This window comes from Blastococcus sp. SYSU D00868 (genome assembly GCF_054050575.1).
This window is the reverse complement of record NZ_JBJGZO010000013.1, coordinates 48,186-67,027: the sequence shown is the minus strand read 5'-3', so window position 1 is coordinate 67,027 and position 18,842 is coordinate 48,186. Positions and strand designations below refer to the sequence as shown.

Here is an 18,842-nt window from a genome sequence, read left to right as displayed (position 1 = left end):
TGCCCCCGATGCCGTCCCCGGGCCGACTGTCGTGGTCGGGAGTCTGCTACCCAGCCGGGCGACCAGCCAGTCCAGCCGTGCGGAGGGGCTCAGGACGGCGGCGGCGAGTGGTGCTCGTGCTGCACCAGCCACCGGTCGCCGTCCCGCCGCAGGCCCACGGTCAGCCGGATCGGGAAGCCCTCGCCCCCCGCCGGGCCCACGGTGATGTCGCCGTAGGCGTAGGCGACGTCCTCGCCGGCGACCACGCTCAGCCGGGAGACGTCGAACTGCCCGCGGCCCTGCGCCGACCAGAACAGCTCCCAGCTGGCCCGGTAGGCCGCCGGGCCGCGCACGGTGGCCGGCGGGATCACGTCGAACAGGACGACGTCCGCGGCGTGCGCCGCCACCGCCCGGTCGGCGTCCGCCTCGCGCACCGCCTCCGCCCAGTCCGCCAGCGCCGCCCGCACCTCGTCCTCGCGTCCCATGCCGGTGCAGACGGATGTGAACGGCGGGAGTCATCGAGCCCCACGCCTCCCTCGGAAGGGGCAGGTCGTGTTTCGCGGCTGGAGGACGGCGGTGCGGCTGCCGATGCCCGGGTATCCGACGAGGGGAGCCGGTCATGGACACGGCATGCAGGGCAGTGGCGCGGGCGGGCACGACGGCGGCGACGGCGTCCCTGGACTCCGAGCAGCCCTGGCCGCTGCTGCTGGTCGCCGGCTGGCTGACCACCGCCAGCGACTGCGCGCTGACCGCCGGGCTGGTGGCCGACCTGGACGGTGAGCTCGTCTGACCCGGACGGGTCACCCGCCGGGCGCCGGTCGACCCCGCTCCGCGATCATGACCCGGTGACGACGCCGCCGACGCCTGCCCGTCCGGCGGGGCGCGGGGGCGGACGGCGGCCCGGCCCCGTGCAGCGCGCCGACGAGGTGCTCGCGTGGGCGCCCAGCGGCCGCAACGCCGTCCCGCTGATCGTCGTCCTGGTCAACCTCGCCAACCTCGTCGGCGTCGGCACCGTCGCCCTGCTGCTGCTCGGGGTCGGCGAGGACACCGCCGCCGGCCGCGCGGCGGTGCTGTGGGCCGCGCTGGCCTACCTGGTGGTCGCGTTCCCGGCGGGCACCTGGGCCGGGCTGCGCCACCAGCGGGTCACCACCTCGTGGCTGCTGGCCGGCCGCGAGCCGACCCGCGAGGAGGCGGCCCGCGCGCTGCGGCTGCCGGTCGACGCCGCCCTGGTCGCCGCCACGGTCTGGCTGATCGGCTCCGTCCTGCTCGGCACGGTCGCCGCGGTCGCCTATCCCGACTCCCGGGTCGGCATCCGCATCGCCGTGGCGGTGCTGCTCGGCGGGGTGGTCACCGCCGGTGTCACCTACCTGCTCGTGGCCCGCGCCGCCCGGGCGGTCACCGCCCGCGCGCTGGCCGCCCACCCGCCGACCGGCCGGCTGGCGCTCGGCGTCCGGCCCCGCCTGCTGCTCACCTGGGGGATCACCAGCGGGGTGCCGCTGATCGGCGTCGTGCTGCTGTTCCTGGACCCGACCAACCCCGACGGTCCGGGCGCGGCGGCGGTGGTGTTCCTCGTCGTCGTCGCGCTGCTGGTCGGGCTGCTGGCCACCCTGCTCAGCGCCCGCGCCGTCGGTGCGCCGCTGCGCGACCTGCGCCAGGCGGTGCAGCGGGTGGGCAGCGGCGACCACTCGGTGCGCGTCGTCGTCGACGACGCCGGCGAGATCGGCCTGCTTCAGGCAGGGGTCAACGCGATGGCCGCCGGGCTGGCCGAGCGCGAGCGGCTGCGCGACCTGTTCGGCCGGCACGTGGGGACGACGGTCGCCCAGCGCGCGCTCACCGACGGCGTCTCCCTCGGCGGGGAGGTGCGCACGGTCGCGGCGCTGTTCGTCGACATCGCCGGCTCCACCGCGCTGGTGCGCCGCACCGGGCCCGAGGAGATGGTCGGGCTGCTCAACCGGTTCTTCGCCGTCGTCGTCGACACCATCGAGGACGAGGGCGGGCTGGTGAACAAGTTCGAGGGCGACGCGGCGCTGTGCGTCTTCGGCGCACCCGCCGAGCACCCCGACCCGGCCGCGGCGGCGCTGCGCGCGGCCCGGCGGATCTGCGACGCCGTCCGCGCGGCGGGCGAGGTCGACGTGGGCGTCGGCGTCGCCTGCGGCCCGGTCTGGGCCGGTCAGGTCGGCGCGGCCAGCCGGCTGGAGTACACGGTGATCGGCGACCCGGTGAACGAGGCCGCCCGGCTGACCGAGCTGGCCAAGGACCACCCCGGGCGGGCGGTGGCCAGCGAGGCGACGGTGTCCGCCGCGGGCAGCGACGAGCGGGCGCACTGGACCGCAGACCGGGCGGTCGAGCTGCGCGGCCGCGGCGAGCCGACGCGCACCTGGGTGCGCCGCACCGCCTGACGCCCCTGGCCCGCTCCCCGTCAGACGCGGACACTCCGGCACCAGTGAACAGCTCGGGCCCCCCGGAGCTACAGGTGCAGCATGAGGCAGGAGCCGCGCTCAGACGGTGACCTGCTGGCGGCCGTCGCCGACCGGGACCGCCAGGCACTGCACGAGCTCTACGACCGGCACGCGCCGTGGCTGCGCGCGCGGCTGTCCCGCCGCTGCGGCGACGACGGCGTGGTCGAGGAGGTCGTGCAGGACACCTTCCTCGCCGTCTGGCGCACCCCGACCGGCTACCGCGGCACCGGCGACGTCGCCGCCTGGCTGTGGGGCATCGGCATCCGCCGGCTGCTCGCCGCGGTCCGGCCGCGGCGGCCGCTGCCGCTGCGCCTGCTCGTCCCGCCGCCCGCGCCCTCGGCCGAGGACGAGGTGCTGCTCGGCGTCGAGCACGGCGACCTAGCCGCCGCGGTCGACGGGCTCTCCCCGGAGCTGCGGGCCGTCGTCCGCGCGGTGGTGCTGGACGGGCTGACCAGCCGCGAGGCCGCCCGGCTGCTCGGGGTGCCCGCGGGCACCGTCCGGACCCGGATGGCCCGGGCCCGCACGCAGATGCAGGAGGCGCTCGCATGAGCTGGCACGTCGACGCGGGAACGGCGGCGGGGTACCGGGCCGGGGCCCTGACCGAGGCCGCCGCGGCGTCGGTCGAGGCGCACCTGCTGCAGTGCGCCGGCTGCCGGGGGGACCTCGCGGCGACCGCGCCGGAGGCCGAGCGGGCCGCCCACGAGCGCACCTGGGCCGCCCTCGGTGCGGCGCTCGACGCCGAACCGGCCTCCGCCGCCGAGCGGGTGCTGGGCCGCCTCCTTCCACCGCACGTGCTCCGCCTGCTCGTCGCCGCACCGGCCGTGCGGCGCGCCTGGTGGGCGGCCGGGACGGCGCTGCTCGCCCTCGCGCTGGCCGCCTCCTACCTGGGCAGCGGCACCTTCGGGACGGCGCTGTTCGTCGTCACCGCCCCGCTGCTGCCGCTGGCCGGGGTCGCGCTGGCCTACGGCGCGGTCGACGACCTGGCCGGCGAGGTGGCCGGCACCGCCCCGTATCCCCGCTTCCGGCTGCTGGTGCTGCGCACGGCGGCGGTCGCGGCGGTCACCCTGCCGGTCACCGGCCTGCTGTCCCTCGCCCTGCCCGGCGGCGTCCGCCCGGCGACGCTGTGGCTGGCGCCCGCGCTCGCCCTGTGCACCCTGACCCTCGCGCTGTCGGCCCGCGCCGATCCCCGCCGCGTCGCCGCCGTCCTGACCCTGCTGTGGCTGGCCGCCTGCTGGCACGTCCTGCGCCCGGCGCGGGGCGCCCCGGACGTCGACGCGGTGCTGGCCCGCTCGCTCGCCTTCCGTCCGGCCGGCCAGGCGGCGCTGCTGTGCGTCGCCGTCCTGGCGCTGTTCGTCGCCGTCACCCGCCGCACCACCTTCGAGGACAGGAGCAGGAGATGACCCTCCCCGTCGCGCTCGCCGGCGTCGGCAAGCGCTATCGCGGCACGACCGCCCTGGACGACGTCACCCTGGACCTCGCCCCGGGGGTGACCGGGCTGCTGGGCCCCAACGGCGCCGGCAAGACGACGCTGCTGCGCATCGTCGCCACGGCGCTGGCCCCCAGCAGCGGCTCCGTGCGGGTGCTCGGGCACGACCCCGCCGACCCCGCCGGGCGGCTGGCGATCCGCCGGCGGCTCGGCTACCTGCCGCAGGACTCCGGCGTGTACACCGGCTTCACGGCGTTCGCGTTCGTCGACTACGTCGCCGTCCTCAAGGAGATGACCGACCGCGCCGCCCGGCACGCCGAGGTGCGCCGGGTGCTCGACGCCGTCGGCCTCGGCGACCGCGCGCACTCCCGGATCCGCGCCCTGTCCGGCGGCATGCGGCGCCGCGTGGGGCTCGCGCAGGCGCTGCTCGGGCGGCCCGATCTGCTGGTCCTCGACGAGCCGACGGTGGGCCTGGACCCCGAGCAGCGGCTGCGCTTCCGCGAGGTCCTCGCCGGGCTGCCGTCCGACGCGACCGTGCTGCTGTCCACCCACCTGACCGAGGACGTCGCCGCGCTGTGCCCGCGCGTCGTCGTGCTCGAGCGCGGCCGGGTGCTGTTCGACGGGCCCACCGCGGAGCTGACCCGGCTCGCCGACGGGCGGGTCTGGGACGCCGACACCGCCGACCCGCTGGCTGCCGTCTCCTGGCGGACCTCGGACGGCCGGTACCGCCACGTGGGCTCCCCGCCCACCGGGGCGGACCTCGTCCCGGCCGGGCCCGAGCACGGCTACCTGCTGCTCACCAGCCTGCCGACGAGCGAGGAGATGGCGTCATGACCGCCACCACCGCGAACACCACCCTGTCGGCGACCGTGGTCGGCCGGGGCACGCTCTCCGCCCTGACCCGCGCGGAGGTCCGCTACACCGCCCGCAGCCCGCTGCTGTGGCTGGGGGCACTGGGATACGCCGCGATCTCCTGGATCCCGTTCCTGGACGGCACCGCGCCCAGCGGGTCCACCGCCGCCGACGACCACATGGTCCGCGACTACGGCGTCGTCGCCCTCGCCTTCACCGCCTTCCTCGTCGCGGCCTGGGCGGCGCTGCGCGAGCGGCCCGCCACCACGGCGGAGATGTTCGCCAACACCCCGGCGCGCCGGTGGGACCGCACCGCCGGGCTGCTGGCGGCCGCCGTCGTCCCGTTCACCGCGGCCCTCGTCGTCTCGGTCGCCCAGGGGCTGCTGGTGTGGAACGCCGGCGGCATCCGGATCGGCCAGGAGCGGTGGACGGCGGAGCTCGTGCCGACCCCGCTCGAGCTGCTCGGCGCCCCGCTGTTCGCGGCCTGCTCGTTCGTCGCCGGCGTGGCCGTGGCGCGCCTCGTGCGGTCGCGGGTCCTGGCGACGGTGGTCGGCGTCCTGGGCACCGTGGTGCTGTTCGGCGCCTTCTGGCTGTACCTGTACTCGCCCTTCGGGCTCGTCGGGGTGTGGCGGCCGGCGCTGTCGATGACCGACCTGGGGACGGCGCCCTCCGCCGACGAGCTGGCCTCGTACACCGCGGTGGCGGTCCCCGACCAGTACTCCGACGAGTACTTCGGGCTCGACCGGCACCTCGGCCTCTACGGCGGCCACCTGGTGTACGTCGTGGGGCTCGGGCTCCTGCTGTCCGCGCTGGCCCTGGCGCGCAGCGGTCGCGACCGGCGGACCCGCCGGATCGCCGCGGCCGGCGCGGTGCTCGCCGCGTGCGGGATCGGCGTGGCGCTGCTGGTGGACCCCGGCGCGCGGGAGTGGCTGGGGGAGCTGTGACCGCGGGCGCCCCGTCCTGGTCGTTGCTGCTGCGGGCCGCCCACGGGACGGTCGCCTGGCCGGCCGTCCTGGGCGGCGCGGCGATGGCGGTGGCCGTCGGGGCGCTGCTCGTGGTCCTGCCGGCGACGGCCGACGGGGTCCTGCCGGTGCTGGCCGTCGCGGTGCTGGCCGGTGCCCTGGGCGCCGCCGCCGACGACGTCACCGCGGACGTCACCGCGGCGTCGCCGGTGACCGCCCGCCGCCGGTGGGCGGCACGGGTGGCGCTGACGGTGCCGGTCTCGGCGCTGGGGCTGGCGGGGGTCCTCGGCGTCGCGGCCGCCGCCGGGGCCGCGCCGGGGTGGGACCTGGTCGCGCTGTGGGCGGTGCTCGGCGCCCTCGCGCTCGCGGCGGGGGCGGTGGGCCACCGGGCCGGCGCCCCCGGCGCGGTCGCGGCGACGACGCTGCTGGGCGCGGGCCTGGTCCTGCACGCCATGCTGCCCGCGGCAGTGCTCGAGGCCGCGCCGTGGGACTCGACGGGCGAGCGGGTGGTCCTCGGGCTGGCCGCGGCCGCGGCGGGGCTGGCCTGGGGCACCCGGGACCCGGGCGCCCGGTGGGTCAGAGGTGCGCGCGGACGACGACCAGCTCGTCCTCCGGCTGCAGCGTCCCGATGAGCGGGTCGTCGAAGCGCAGCGTCCGGCCGCCGCGGGTCACCGACAGCACGATGTCGGTCAGCTGCCGCGGCCCGAGCCCCACCTCGCCGGACTTCACCGTCCGCTGGTGCAGGTCCAGCCCCTGCCCGCCGGTGACCAGGTCCTCGACCACGTTGACCACCCGCGGGTGGTCGGTCGACAGCCCGAGCAGCCGGCCGGAGGTGGCCGAGGTGGTGATGACCGTGTCGGCGCCGGACTGGCGCAGCAGGTTGGCGTTCTCCTCCTCGCGCACGCTGGTGGTGATCGGCACCGTCGGGTTGAGCTGGCGCACGGTGAGCGTGATGAGGACGGCGGCGTCGTCGCGGTTGGCGGCCACGATGACGGCCCGGGCGCGCTCGACGGCGGCCCGCTTGAGCACCTCGCGGCGGCCGGCGTCACCGACGATCCCGGTGAGCCCGGTCGTCGTCGCCTCCTCGACCAGCCGCTCGTCGGTGTCGACGACGACGATCTGCTCGGCCGGCGTGCCGTTGGCCCGCAGCGCGCGGATGGCGCTGCGGCCCTTGGTGCCGTAGCCGCAGACGATGACGTGCTGGCGCACGCGGGACCTCCACCGGCGGATGCGGAACTCCTCCCGCGAGCGCGCGGTCAGCGCCTCGAGGGTGGTCCCGATGAGGACGATCAGGAACATGATCCGCAGCGGCGTGATCACGATGATGTTGACCAGGCGGGCGCCCTCGGTCACGGGCGTGATGTCGCCGTACCCGGTCGTGGAGAGCGTGACGGTCGCGTAGTAGAAGGAGTCGAGCAGGGTGAGCCCGCGCTCGTCGCCGTCGCGGTAGGAGTCGCCGTCCAGCCACACGATGAGGACGACGACGACCAGGACCGCGGCGGCCAGCAGCACGCGCCGCCACACCTGGCGCACCGGGGACTCCTCGATGTGGGCGAGGACGACCCCGGTGTGCGGGTCGTCGGCGTCTCCCCGGTGGACCATCACGCCGCGGAACGATAGTGAGCCGACCGGCCACGGTCCCGCGCGCCGCACCCGTCCGGGGGAGGAAGGCCCCCGGACGGGGCGCGGATCACCCGGCGGCGGCCGCCCGCTCCCGGGCCGCGAGCTCCCGCTTGAGCACCTTGCCGGCGGCCGACACCGGGATGGCGTCGACGAACACCACGTCGCGCAGCCGCTTGTACGGCGTCACCCGCTCGTTGACCGCGGCCATCACCGACTCCCGGGTCAGCGCGGCGCCGGCGTCGTCGTCCCGGCGGACGACGTAGGCGACCGGCAGCTCGCCGGCCTCCTCGTCCGGCCGTCCGACGACCGCGGCCCCGCCCACCCCCGGGACGGCGAACAGGTGCTCCTCGAGCTCGCGAGGGAACACGTTGTAGCCCTTGTAGAGCAGCATGTCCTTGGTGCGGTCGACGATCGCCAGGTAGCCGTCCTCGTCGACCACGCCCACGTCGCCGGTGTGGAACCAGCCGTCGGCGTCGATCGACTCGGCGGTGGCCTGCGGCCGCTTCCAGTAGCCGCGCATCACCTGGGGCCCGCGGATGCACACCTCACCGCGCTCGCCGGGGGGCAGGGCGTCGCCGCCGCCGAGCGGGCGGATCGAGATCTCGGTGTCGAAGACGGGCACGCCGACGGTGCCGGCCTTGCGGGTGCCGGAGCGGAACGCCGGGTTGCCGGTGGCCTGCATGGTCACCTCGGTCAGCCCGTAGCCCTCGCCGATGACGGCGTCGGGCAGCAGCGCCTTCAGCCGCTCGATGAGCGACACGGGCAGCGGCGCGGCGCCGCTGGAGACGCCGCGCACCTGCGACAGGTCGGCGTCGTCGATGCCGGGCACCTGCAGCAGCGCGACGAACACCGGCGGCGCGCCGCCGATCGCGGTCACCCGGTGGCGGACGGCGTCCTCGAGGTAGCGGACGGGGTCGAAGCGCATGTGCACGACCGCCGTCGTCCCGGCCATGACGAGGCCGTTGAGGTAGCCGATGACGCCCATGGCGTGGAACCACGGGGTCAGGTTGATCATCCGGGCCTCGCCCAGCCGGGTCGGGTGCTCCTCGGGGCCGAGCACCTGGCGCAGCGTGACGTCGCCGGCCTCGTCGAGTTCCGGCACCGAGCCGCTCACCCAGCAGGCCGACTGCAGCACGTTGGTGACCACGTTGCGGTGGGTCAGCTCGACGCCCTTGCTCACCCCGGTGGTGCCGCCGGTGTAGGCGAGGTGGGCGAGGTCGGCGGCCGGGTCGACCGCGGCGTCGAGGTGCCGGTCGGTGGGGTCGGCGGCGAGCAGGTCGGCGAGGTCGACGTCGCCGGGCTCGAGGCCCGCCAGTCGCGCGGAGAAGTCGGGTGTGTGCGCCGGGCCGGTGACCACGACGGTCTGCACCGGCGTGCTGGCCAGGGCGCCGCGGACGAAGGGCAGCACCTGGTCCCAGGTGATCAGCACGCGCGCGCCGGCGTCGGTGAGCTGGGCGGCGAGGTCGGCGGCCGGCAGCAGCGGGTTGGTGGGGGAGAAGGTGGCGCCGGCGAGCAGCACCCCGTAGTAGACGGCCGGGTACTGCCGGCAGTTGGGCGCGTGCACCGCGACGACGTCGCCGCGGCCGATGCCGTGATCGGCCAGCCAGTTGGCCACCGCGTGCGCCCGGCGGCCGAGCTCGGCGTAGGTCAGCACGGCGTCGTCCTCGATGAAGGCGGGCCGGTCGCCCCACCGGCGTGTGGCCGCGCGCAGCACCGAGCCCACCGGGACCGTCGGGTAGTCCAGGGACCGGGGCAGCCCGGGCGGCCAGGACACGGCGGTGGCGGTCGGTGCGCTCATGGGGTTCCTCTCGTCGGGGACCCACAGCGTGGCTCAGGTCACACGGGGTGTCGAGACGGTCCGTTCCGGTCACCATGTCGCGATGAGCGGATCGGGCCGCGCCCTGGTGCTGGGCGGCGGGGGCATCACGGGGATCGCCTGGGAGATCGGCGTGCTGGCCGGGCTGGCCGAGGCGGGGGTGGACCTGACCGGGGCCGACCTGGTCGTCGGCACGTCGGCGGGCTCGGTGGTGGGCGCGCAGGTCACCAGCGGCGCCGGCATCGAGGAGCTGTATGCGCGGCAGCTGGAGCCGCCGTCGTCGGAGCGGGTGGCGCGGATGACCCGCGCTGCGCTGGCCCGCTACGCGTGGGCGATGCTGCGCAGCCGCGGCCGGGACGAGGAGTTCCGCCGCCGGGTGGGGGCGCTGGCGATGGCCGCGGCGGACGCCGGGCTGACGCCCACCGAGGAGGAGCGGCTGTCCGTCATCGGCTCGCGGCTGGTGAGCAGCGAGTGGCCGGACCGGCGGTTGCTCGTCACCGGGGTGGACGCGCGCACCGGGGAGTTCCGGGTGTTCGACCGCGACTCCGGCGTGCCGCTGGTGCGGGCGGTCGCGGCCAGCTGCGCGGTGCCGGGGGTGTACCCGCCGGTGACCGTCGACGGCGCCCGGTACGTCGACGGCGGCATGCGCTCGGCGGCCAACGCGGACCTGGCGGAGGGGCACGAGCGGGTGGTGGTGCTGGCCCCGATCCCGCGCGGCGTCGGCCCGCTGGCCAGCGTGGACGCGCAGGTCACCGGGATGGTCGCGCGGGTCGCCGTCGTCAGCCCCGACGAGGCGAGCCGGCGGGCGATCGGCCGCAACGTGCTCGACCCGGCCGCCCGCCGTCCGTCGGCCGAGGCCGGCCGCGCCCAGGCCGCCGCCGTCGCCGACCGGGTCCGCGAGGCCTGGCTGGGCTGAGCGGAGGGGGGGGGGGGGGGGGGGGGGGGGGGGGGGGGGGGGGGGGGGGGGCGGGGGGCGGGGGGGGGCGGGGGGGCGGCGGGGGGGGGCGGGCCGCCCCCGCGCCCGGGCTCACCAGTCGCGCAGGTACTCCAGGGCCGCCTCCTCGTCGACGCCCTCGATCGCGGTGCCGGCGTAGTGCCACAGCGTGCCCAGCGGGTCGATCACCCAGCTGCCGTCGCGCTGGACGACGACCACGTGCAGGTCGCGGACCGACAGCAGCTCGCCCTCCTCCTCGAAGCACTCGTCGGCGTCCTCGGTGGGGCACGTGGCGTCGAACTCGACGTCGTCGCCCTCGGAGGTGTAGCCGTAGACGCTGACCAGCGAGACCGCGGCCCGCCCGTCGCCGAGGTCGGCCACCCGGGTGCTCACGTCGAGGTCGGCCCAGAAGCCGTCGACGTCCACCTCGTCGCGCAGCACCTCCACGATCGCGTCCTGGTAGACGGCGAACACGCCACCGGCCTGGTCGGCGGCCTGCCGGACGGCGGGCACGAGCCCCTCGGTGCCGAGCGTGGTCACCAGCGTCTGCACGGCGTCCTCGGGCGAGCGGCCGCCGACGCCCGACGGCACGTCGCCGCCGAGCCGGGAGAAGTCGCCCGGGGGCAGGCCCTGCGAGCGCACCAGCTGCTCGGCGGCGGTGAACAACGGGCTGACGTACCAGCCCTCGCCGTTGTCGACCACCATCACGAACGGCGGGAACTCCTCGCCGTCGACGTCGACGGGCTGGGTCAGGTCGACCGTCCCCTCCCCGCTCTCGATCTCGGCGCCCTCCTCGGCCAGGGTGCGCCGGAGGCCGCCGTCCACCTCGTCGGCGGCGACCCGCCAGGTGAGCCGGCCGCCGACGACGTCCACCCGGGCGACGTGCTCGTCCAGCATCGTGACCTGGGTGCGCAGCCCGTCGACCTCGACGTCGAGGCCGGCGCGACGGCGGTCCAGGCCCCCGGCCCGGCCGACACCATCGACGACCACCCGACGAGCGCCGTCAGCACGAGGCACGCCGCGGCGGCCAGCGCGAACGCGACCGACCGGGCGGCGCGGGCGGGCTCCGAGCGGCCGCGGGCGGTGAGGGCGACGACGAGGCCGCAGGCGGGCAGCAGCGCCAGCGGGACGGCGGCCCAGGCCGGCACGAACGCGCGGACCACGCCCGCGCCGACCAGGGCGACGGCGTCGAAGCCGGAGACCGTGGAGCCCGGGCCGGTGCCGGTCCACGGGGCGGCGAACGAGCCGACGAGCGCAAGCCCGACGGCCAGCCAGCCCACGCTCGGCCACCGTCGCGCCATCGACCACTCCCCCGGTTCCGGTACCGAACCGACCGGTCCGACTGCGACATCGAACGGCTCGCGGGGGGCCGCGGACAACGGCTCCGACCAGGTCGTTGTGCATCCGTTCCCGCACCGCGGGGTCACCGCCGCCGGGCCGTCGACGAGGCGACACGGCACCGCCCGGCGCCCGACGGCGCCCGTGCCCGCGGGGCGAGCCGGGCCACGACCAGGGTCCGCGGGTCGCTGAACCAGGGGAAACCCCGATGTCCCTGTCGGAGGCTGAGGGGACACTGGGTGCGTGGTCGACCCGGCGCTGCACTTCCTGGGCCACTCGACGGTGCGCGTCGAGCTGGCCGGCCGGGTCGTGCTCACCGACCCCGTGCTCACCGCGCGGGCCGGCGTGCTGCGGCGGGTCTCGCCGCTGCCGGAGCCGGCCACCTGGGCCGGCGTCGACCTGGTGCTGCTCAGCCACCAGCACGGCGACCACCTGCACCTGCCCTCGCTGCGGCTGCTCGACCCCGGAGTCCGGATCGTCGCCCCGCGCGGCGCCGGCGCCTGGCTGCGCGCCCGCGGCTTCGCCCGCGTCGACGAGCTCGGGCCCGGGGAGTCGCTGACCGACGGCGAGCTGCGGGTCACCGCCGTCCCCGCCGTGCACAGCGGGCACCGCTGGGGCCCGCGGCTGACCCACGGCCCCGAGGCCCCCGCCGTCGGGCACCTGCTCGAGGGCGGCGGGCAGACGGTCTACGTCAGCGGCGACACCGACCTGTTCGCCGGCATGCACCGGCTCGGCGAGCGGGGCGTCGACGTGGCGCTGCTGCCGGTGTGGGGCTGGGGGCCCTCGCTGGGCCCGGGCCACCTGGACCCGCTGCGCGCGGCCGAGGCGGTGGCCCGGGTGCGCCCGCGGATCGCCGTCCCGGTGCACTGGGGCACCCTCGCCGTTCCCGGCAGCACCGTCGTCCCGCCGGTGCGCGCCCGGATGCGCCGGATGCTGGCCGAGCCGCCGCGCGCCTTCGCCGAGGCCGTCGCCGCCCGCGGCCTGGACACCCTGGTCGTGCACACCGAGCCCGGCGACCCCGTGCTGCTCCCCGCCGCGGACGCCGCATGAGCGCGCTCGCCTCGAGCTGGACCGACGGCTCGTCCCTGGGCTACCCGGTCGTGTTCGGCGGGGTGCTGCTCGGCTCGATCGTGCCGGTGGTCCCCACGGGCGCGGTGGTCGGCGCCGCGGCCGCGCTCGCGACCACCTCCCAGGGGCTGGACCTGCCGCTGGTCCTGCTGCTGGCCACCCTCGGCGCCTGGACCGGCGACGTCGTCACCTTCGCCGTCTGCCGCTCCGGCGGCCCGGCCGCCGTCCGCTGGGTCGCCCGCGGGCAGCACGCCGACCGGATCAGCGAGGTCCGCGAGCAGTTCCGCCGGCACGGCTGGCAGATCATCGTCGTCGGCCGGCTGCTCCCGGCCGGGCGGATCCCGGTCCTGCTCGCCGCCGGCGCCCTGGCCTACCCGTGGCGGCGGCTGCTGCCGGCCAGCATGCTCGCCGCCCTGCTGTGGGCGGTCTCCTACGCGCTGCTCGGCGTGGCGAGCGGCGGCGTCTTCGACTCCCCGCTGGTCGCCACGCTGATCGCCACGGTGCTGGTGCTGCTGGTCGGCGCCGTCCTCAACCTGGTGAGCGCCGCCCGGCGACGGGCGGCGCACCGGGACGAGCCCGGGGACGACGGGGCGGACGACGGCGGGGTGGACGACGGCGGGGTGGACGACGGCGGGGCGGACGACGGCGCGCGGCTGCCCGCCCCCCGGGAACCCGGGTCCGCCGAGCCGACCGCCTGCGGGCCCGCCCGCGAGCGCACCGGTCCGGCATGACCCGGCCCCCGGAGCGCGGGCGGGTCCTGCAGCGCGGCCGCACCCCCGCGCGCGTCCTGCTCACCTGGCTGCTGGCCACCGTCGCGCTGGTGCTGCTCGACGACGCCCTCAGCCGGTTCGACCTCGGCTCCTGGTGGCAGCCGCCGCTGGTCGCGCTGCTGCTCGGCCTGCTCACCGGCGTGGTGTGGCCGCTGGTCATGCGGGTGGCGCTGCCGATCGCCTTCTTCACCCTGGGCCTGGGCAGCTTCCTGCTGCTGGGCGCGGCGGTGCTCGGGCTGTCGTTCCTCGTCCCGGGCGTGGTCGTCGAGACGGTCGGCACCGGCGTGCTCGTCGTCGTCGGCATGGCCGCGGTCTCCGGCCTGGTCAGCAGCGCGCTCGCGCTCGACGAGGACGAGCTGTTCTTCCGCCGCGCGCGCCGGCGGGCGGAACGGGCCGGCCGCGCCGGCGACCAGCCGCCCGGTGTGCTGTTCCTGCAGATCGACGCCCTGGCGCACGAGACCGCCCGCCGCGCCGTCCGGGACGGCTCCATGCCCAACGTCGCGGCGCTGCTGCGCTCGGGCAGCCACGCGATGACCTCCTGGCACACCGACTGGAGCTCGCAGACCGGCGCCGCGGTCAGCGGCATCCTGTTCGGCAGCAACCACGACGTCTTCGGCTTCCGCTGGTACGAGAAGGACCGCGACCGGCTGGTCCGCGTCTCCCACCCCGAGGACGCCGCGCTCGTGGAGAGCCGGCTCTCCGACGGCCGCGGCCTGCTCGCCGGCGACGGCGCCAGCCGCGGCAACCTGTTCACCGGCGACGCGCCGCACGTCAGCCTCACGATGAGCTCGCTGGCACACGTCGTCCCCGCCGGCGCCCGGCGCAGCCGCGCGCTGGAGCGGGTCGGCTCCGGCTACTACGCCTACTTCGCCAACCCGGTGAACGCGCTGCGCACCATCGCGGTGTCGGCCGTCGACATCGGCCGCGAGCTGGTCGCCGCCGCCCGCGAGCGCCGCGACGACGTCCGGCCGCGGGTGTCCCGCGGCGGGCTGTGGCCGCTCATGCGGCCGGGCACCACGGTGATCAGCCGGGACGTCGTCGTCTTCGCGCTGCTCGAGGACATGCTGGCCGGCCGCCCGGTCGCCTACGCCGACTTCCTCGGCTACGACGAGGCCGGCCACCACGCGGGCCTCGAACGCGCGGACACCCTCGCGGTGCTGCGCACCATCGACCAGCAGATCGGCCGGCTGCACCGGGCCGCCGCGCTCGCGCCGCGGGAGTACCACGTGGTCTGCCTCTCCGACCACGGCCTCACCCAGGGCGAGGCGTTCGCCGCGCGGTTCGGGGAGACCGTGGAGTCGCTGGTCGGCCGGCTCTGCGGGGCCGACCCGGACCCGGGCACCGTCTGCAGCGGCCCGGCGAGCAGCCGCGACCCCGCCGACGGCGGCTGGCAGTTCGGTGCCGCGCTGGCCGAGGGCGCCGGGCCGGTCGCCCGCCGGCTGCGCGCCCGCGTGCAGGCCGCCGACCCGCACGAGCACCCGCTGCCGGCCGGCCGCGAGGGCGCCGTCCCGCGGGTGGCGCCCGGCGTCGTCGTCACCGTCTCCGGCCACACCGCCTCGGTGTCCTTCGCCGACCTGCCGGGCCGGGTGCCGCTGGAGGAGATCGAGCAGCACTGGCCGGCGCTGCTGCCCGGCCTGGTCGACCACCCCGGCATCGGGTTCGTGCTCGTCGCCTCCGCCGAGCAGGGGCCGGTCGTGCTCGGCCGGGACGGCGTCCACCGGCTGGCGACCGGCGAGGTGATCGGCGCCGACCCGCTGGCGCCGTACGGCGAGCACGCGGCCGCGCTGGTCGCCCGGGTGTCGGCGTTCCCGCACTGCCCGGACGTCGTCGTCAACAGCGCGTGGGACCCGGTCACCGACGAGGCCTCGCCGTTCGAGCCGCACGTCGGGTCGCACGGCGGGCTCGGCGGCCCGCAGCAGCGCGGCTTCCTCGTGTACCCGCGCTCGTTCGCCCCGCCCGGCGAGGTGGTCGGCGCCGAGCAGCTGCACCGGGTCTTCCGCGGCTGGCTCACCGACCTCGGCCACCCCGAGCCCACCGGCGAGGGCGCGGCCGTCGGCGAGGCCAGCGCCACCGCCCGCGGCACCCGCGGCGGGGTCGGCGAGCGGGCGGTGACCAACCGGTGAACAGCCCGCCACCGCCCTGGCGGGCCGCCCCCACAGCCCCGACAGTGAGCCGATGAGACCCGACGCGCGCGCCTGGTTCGAGAGCCGCACCTCGTCGGCCGCCTCGCTGGCCGAGATCGACGCCGCCGCGCTGCTGCGCGCCAAGCGGCGCGGCGGGCACCGGATCAGCGTCGTGCTGCCGGCCCGCGACGAGGAGGCCACCGTCGGGCGGCTGGTCACCGACATCGTCGACCGGTGGATGCGCCGGGTGCCGCTCGTCGACGAGCTGCTCGTCGTCGACTCCGACTCCACCGACGCCACCGCCGCCGTCGCGCGGGCGGCCGGCGCGGACGTCGTCTCCACCGCCGAGGTGCTGCCCGCCCACGGCAGCCGGCCGGGCAAGGGCGAGGCCCTGTGGAAGTCGCTGGCCGCCACCACCGGCGACCTGCTCGTCTTCCACGATGCCGACCTGCTCGGCGGCGTCTCCCACTACGTGCCCGCGCTGCTCGGCCCGCTGCTGAGCGACCCGGACGTCGGCTACGTGAAGGGCTGCTACACCCGGCCGCTGAGCGTGGACGGGGTGACCAGCCCGTCCGGCGGCGGCCGGGTGACCGAGCTGACCGCGCGGCCCCTGCTCAACGCCTGGTGGCCGGAGCTGGCCGGCGTCGTCCAGCCGCTGTCGGGCGAGTACGCCGGGCGCCGCGAGTTCCTCGAGCAGGTGCCGTTCTCCTCCGGCTACGGCGTCGAGGTCGGGCTACTGCTCGACCTGCTCGAGCTCGTCGGCCTGCCCGGGCTGGCGCAGGTCGACCTGGGCGTGCGCCGGCACACCTCGCAGACCCAGGACGCGCTGAGCCGGATGGCCGGCCAGGTCGTCTCCGCGGTGCTGGCCCGCGCCGGGCATGGCCGCCCGGTCAGCGGGCTGCTCACCCAGTTCCGGCACGACGAGGACGGCTTCACCCCCGTCAGCAGCCCGGTCGCCGTCGACGAGCGGCCGCCGATGGCGACCGTGCCCGAGTACCACGCCCTGCGGGCCGCGATCGGCTGACGAGCCGCCGGGCGCGGTTGCCGGGGCGGCCGCGGGGGCAGTGGTCGGCGCATGGCCCAGTCCCCGATCGCCGTCCTCGACGTCGACGGCACGCTCGTCGACACCAACTACCAGCACGCCCTCGCCTGGTACCGGGCGTTCCGCTCGCTGGGCGAGACCTTCCCGATCTGGCGGATCCACCGGCTGATCGGCATGGGCGGCGACCAGCTGGTGGCCGCGATCGGCGGCGACGAGCTCGAGGAGCGGATCGGCGAGCAGGCCCGCGAGCGCTGGGTCGAGGAGGCCGACCCCCTCATGCAGGAGGCGGCGCTGCTGCCCGGCGCCCGCGAGCTGCTGCTGGCGGTCAAGGAGCGCGGCCACCGGCTGGTGCTGGCCAGCTCGGGCAAGCCGCACCACGTGGACCTGGCGCTGGACCTGCTCGAGGCCCGCGACATCGCCGACGCGTGGACCACCAGCGAGGACGTCGAGAACACCAAGCCGGCGCCCGACCTGCTGCAGGTGGCGCTGACCAAGCTCGGCGCCCCCGAGGACGCGGCCGCCGTGCTGGTCGGCGACTCCGTGTGGGACGTCGAGGCGGCGAAGAAGGCCGGGATGCCCGCGCTGGTCGTGCGCTCCGGCGGCTTCGGGGACGACGAGCTGCGCGACGCCGGCGCGGTGGCGATCTTCGACACCCCCGGCGACCTGGCCGCCGCCGTGCACGACACCCCGCTGGCCTGACCGCGCCCCGCTCCCTGAGGACGGCGGTCGCGGGTCAGCCGTGGACGAGCAGGCCGCGCACCGTCTCGCCGGCCGCCTGGTCGCGGTAGCCCTGCGCGAGCTCGTCGAGGGCGTACCGCCGGGTGATCAGCCGGTCGAGCTCCAGCCGGCCCTCCTCGTGCATCCGCAGCAGCCGCGGGATGTCGGTGAACGGGTTGCAGTTGCCGAACAGGGTGCCCTGCACGCGCTGCTCGAACGCCGTCGTCACCTGGCCGTTCAGGGTGACCATGCCGTCGGCCGGCCGGTCGGCCAGCGCGGTGAGCACCAGCGTGCCGCCCTTGCCGACGCACCGGCTGGCGGCCGCGTGCACCTCGGCCGACATCTTGCCGACGGTCACCACGACGACGTCGGCGCCGGTGCCCCGCGAGAGCTCGCGGGCCAGGCCGGCCGCCTCGCGCGCGTCGGCGACGGTGTGCGTCGCGCCGACCGACTCCGCGAACGACCGCTTGAGCTCCACCGGGTCCACGCCGATCACGTGCAGCGCCCCGGCGTGCACCGCGCCCTGCACCGCGTTGACGCCCACCCCGCCCAGGCCGACGACGACCACCGTGTCACCCGGCCGGACCCCGCCGGCGTAGACCGCCGACCCCCAGCCGGTGGGCACGCTGCAGGCGAGCAGCGCGGCGGTGTCCAGCGGCACCCACGGGTCGATGCGCACGCAGGAGAACTCGCTGAGCACGGTGTGCCGGGCGAACGCGCCGACCATGCAGAACCCGCCGAGCTCGCGGCCGTCGTCCAGCCGGAAGGGGAAGGTCCCGGTGGGCAGCTGCCCGGTGGCGATCGTCGCCCCCGCGTCGCAGATGCTCGACCGGCCGGTGGCGCAGTAGCGGCAGTGCCCGCAGGCGGGCAGGAAGCTGGTGACGACGTGGTCGCCGGGCGCGACGCGGGTGACCCCCGAGCCGACCGCCCGGACGACGGCGGAGCCCTCGTGCCCGCCGACGATCGGGTAGGAGCCGCCGGGGTTGGCGTGCCGCATGTGCTCGTCGGAGTGGCACAGCCCGACGAAGGCCATCTCGACCAGGACCTCGCCCGGCCCGGGGTCGACCACCTCGAGGTCGACGACCCGGTACTCCGTGCCCGGCTCGAACAGCACCGCTCCTGTGGTCCGCACCGGCCCCGGCTCCCCTTCCCCTGCTGCGACGACCGGCCCAGCTTCCCCGGGGCGGAGGTCCCGCCGGCCACCGGGGTCCTCCGACCCGGCGGACCGGCGCCGACAGGAGGACGATGAGGGGCGTGTCAGCCCCGCACCCCAGCGCACCCCCGGCCGCGTCCGGCGGCGGCCCCGAGCCGGCCGCCTGCCCCGGCTGCGGGGCGGTGCTCGCCCCCGCGGCGGGCCAGTCCGGCCCGGCCGGTGCCGCCGCGGCCTGCCGGAGGCTGTTCGAGGAGACGCTCCGTGGGTTCCGTGAGGAGGCCGCGACCGACGCCCGCGCCGCCGCGACCGTGGCGCTCGCCGAGACCGCCTACGCCGCCCAGCACCCGGACCCGGCCGACCCCGGTGCCGTGCACGGCGCGCTGGACACGCTGGTCCGGCGGCTGGGCGACGACCCCAACCCCGACCCCTCCCCGCAGCGGCCGACGACGTGGCAGATGACCCCGGCCGACATCGCGGCCGACCTCGACGTGATCGGTGTGGAGACCCTCGTGGAGACGTGGGCCCGCACCGTCGCGGAGGACTGGAGCCGGGCGACCCGCTCCTGACGCCCGCCCGGGCC

Annotated in this window: 19 protein-coding genes; 14 read left to right on the top strand and 5 right to left on the bottom strand. The window is 77.1% G+C overall.

What is annotated here, in order from left to right:
- Positions 1-89 precede the first annotated feature (89 nt).
- Positions 90-464 carry a YybH family protein gene (locus tag ACI79F_RS13185; protein WP_456546754.1) on the bottom strand — a complete coding sequence of 125 codons (375 nt, stop codon included), beginning with the start codon at positions 462-464 and terminating at the stop codon, positions 90-92.
- 134 nt (positions 465-598) lie between these two features.
- Here ACI79F_RS13185 and ACI79F_RS13180 point away from each other — a divergent pair, with 134 nt between their 5' ends.
- The 7 genes from ACI79F_RS13180 to ACI79F_RS13150 all read left to right on the top strand — a co-directional run bounded on the left by ACI79F_RS13180 (position 599) and on the right by ACI79F_RS13150 (position 6,310).
- Positions 599-769, top strand: coding sequence for a hypothetical protein (locus ACI79F_RS13180; protein WP_456546755.1), 171 nt, complete (start codon positions 599-601; stop codon positions 767-769).
- 118 nt (positions 770-887) lie between these two features.
- Positions 888-2,378 (top strand): adenylate/guanylate cyclase domain-containing protein, encoded by a 1,491-nt coding sequence (locus ACI79F_RS13175; protein ID WP_456546756.1) that lies wholly within the window; start codon positions 888-890, stop codon positions 2,376-2,378.
- Positions 2,379-2,459: 81 nt separating this feature from the next.
- Complete coding sequence (locus tag ACI79F_RS13170; protein WP_456546757.1) at positions 2,460-2,987, top strand: RNA polymerase sigma factor; 528 nt, start codon at positions 2,460-2,462, stop codon at positions 2,985-2,987.
- Positions 2,984-3,838, top strand: coding sequence for a zf-HC2 domain-containing protein (locus ACI79F_RS13165; protein WP_456546758.1), 855 nt, complete (start codon positions 2,984-2,986; stop codon positions 3,836-3,838). Before ACI79F_RS13170 ends, ACI79F_RS13165 begins: the two co-directional genes overlap by 4 nt.
- The gene (locus tag ACI79F_RS13160; RefSeq protein ID WP_456546759.1) at positions 3,835-4,698 is read left to right on the top strand and encodes an ABC transporter ATP-binding protein; all 864 of its coding nucleotides are present in this window, start codon (positions 3,835-3,837) and stop codon (positions 4,696-4,698) included. The genes ACI79F_RS13165 and ACI79F_RS13160 overlap by 4 nt, the downstream gene beginning before the upstream one ends.
- Complete coding sequence (locus tag ACI79F_RS13155) at positions 4,695-5,660, top strand: hypothetical protein (protein ID WP_456546760.1); 966 nt, start codon at positions 4,695-4,697, stop codon at positions 5,658-5,660. Before ACI79F_RS13160 ends, ACI79F_RS13155 begins: the two co-directional genes overlap by 4 nt.
- Positions 5,657-6,310, top strand: coding sequence for a hypothetical protein (locus ACI79F_RS13150; protein ID WP_456546761.1), 654 nt, complete (start codon positions 5,657-5,659; stop codon positions 6,308-6,310). Before ACI79F_RS13155 ends, ACI79F_RS13150 begins: the two co-directional genes overlap by 4 nt.
- Here ACI79F_RS13150 and ACI79F_RS13145 read toward each other — a convergent pair.
- Entirely contained in the window at positions 6,255-7,280 is a 1,026-nt protein-coding gene (locus ACI79F_RS13145; protein ID WP_456546785.1) for a potassium channel family protein, read from the bottom strand. The genes ACI79F_RS13150 and ACI79F_RS13145 overlap by 56 nt on opposite strands.
- Before the next feature lie 88 nt (positions 7,281-7,368).
- Positions 7,369-9,099, bottom strand: a complete 1,731-nt coding sequence (locus ACI79F_RS13140) for a class I adenylate-forming enzyme family protein (RefSeq protein WP_456546762.1) — start codon at positions 9,097-9,099, stop codon at positions 7,369-7,371.
- Positions 9,100-9,181: 82 nt separating this feature from the next.
- Between ACI79F_RS13140 and ACI79F_RS13135 the strand changes: the two genes are divergently transcribed.
- Positions 9,182-10,033, top strand: a complete 852-nt coding sequence (locus ACI79F_RS13135; protein WP_456546763.1) for a patatin-like phospholipase family protein — start codon at positions 9,182-9,184, stop codon at positions 10,031-10,033.
- Between the two features lie 111 nt (positions 10,034-10,144).
- On the opposite strand, the gene ACI79F_RS13130 is transcribed toward ACI79F_RS13135, so the two are convergent.
- Complete coding sequence (locus tag ACI79F_RS13130; RefSeq protein ID WP_456546026.1) at positions 10,145-11,041, bottom strand: hypothetical protein; 897 nt, start codon at positions 11,039-11,041, stop codon at positions 10,145-10,147.
- A gap of 591 nt (positions 11,042-11,632) precedes the next feature.
- Between ACI79F_RS13130 and ACI79F_RS13125 the strand changes: the two genes are divergently transcribed.
- Genes ACI79F_RS13125 through ACI79F_RS13105 form a run of 5 tightly spaced genes read left to right on the top strand, consistent with a single transcriptional unit; the run spans position 11,633 to position 17,091 of the window.
- Positions 11,633-12,439: an MBL fold metallo-hydrolase gene (locus ACI79F_RS13125; RefSeq protein ID WP_456546027.1), complete on the top strand. Its 807-nt coding sequence runs from the start codon at positions 11,633-11,635 to the stop codon at positions 12,437-12,439.
- Complete coding sequence (locus ACI79F_RS13120) at positions 12,436-13,188, top strand: DedA family protein (RefSeq protein WP_456546028.1); 753 nt, start codon at positions 12,436-12,438, stop codon at positions 13,186-13,188. Before ACI79F_RS13125 ends, ACI79F_RS13120 begins: the two co-directional genes overlap by 4 nt.
- Positions 13,185-15,350: a phage holin family protein gene (locus ACI79F_RS13115; protein WP_456546029.1), complete on the top strand. Its 2,166-nt coding sequence runs from the start codon at positions 13,185-13,187 to the stop codon at positions 15,348-15,350. Before ACI79F_RS13120 ends, ACI79F_RS13115 begins: the two co-directional genes overlap by 4 nt.
- 52 nt (positions 15,351-15,402) lie before the next feature.
- A complete protein-coding gene (locus ACI79F_RS13110) occupies positions 15,403-16,374 on the top strand; it encodes a glucosyl-3-phosphoglycerate synthase (protein ID WP_456546030.1) in 972 nt (323 codons plus the stop codon).
- A 51-nt stretch (positions 16,375-16,425) separates the two neighbouring features.
- Positions 16,426-17,091 (top strand): HAD family hydrolase, encoded by a 666-nt coding sequence (locus tag ACI79F_RS13105; RefSeq protein WP_456546031.1) that lies wholly within the window; start codon positions 16,426-16,428, stop codon positions 17,089-17,091.
- A gap of 34 nt (positions 17,092-17,125) precedes the next feature.
- Here the strand turns inward: ACI79F_RS13105 and ACI79F_RS13100 are convergent, their stop codons facing one another.
- The gene (locus ACI79F_RS13100) at positions 17,126-18,241 is read right to left on the bottom strand and encodes an NDMA-dependent alcohol dehydrogenase (RefSeq protein ID WP_456546032.1); all 1,116 of its coding nucleotides are present in this window, start codon (positions 18,239-18,241) and stop codon (positions 17,126-17,128) included.
- Positions 18,242-18,363: 122 nt separating this feature from the next.
- Between ACI79F_RS13100 and ACI79F_RS13095 the strand changes: the two genes are divergently transcribed.
- Positions 18,364-18,828 carry a DUF5946 family protein gene (locus ACI79F_RS13095; protein WP_456546033.1) on the top strand — a complete coding sequence of 155 codons (465 nt, stop codon included), beginning with the start codon at positions 18,364-18,366 and terminating at the stop codon, positions 18,826-18,828.
- Positions 18,829-18,842 lie beyond the last annotated feature (14 nt).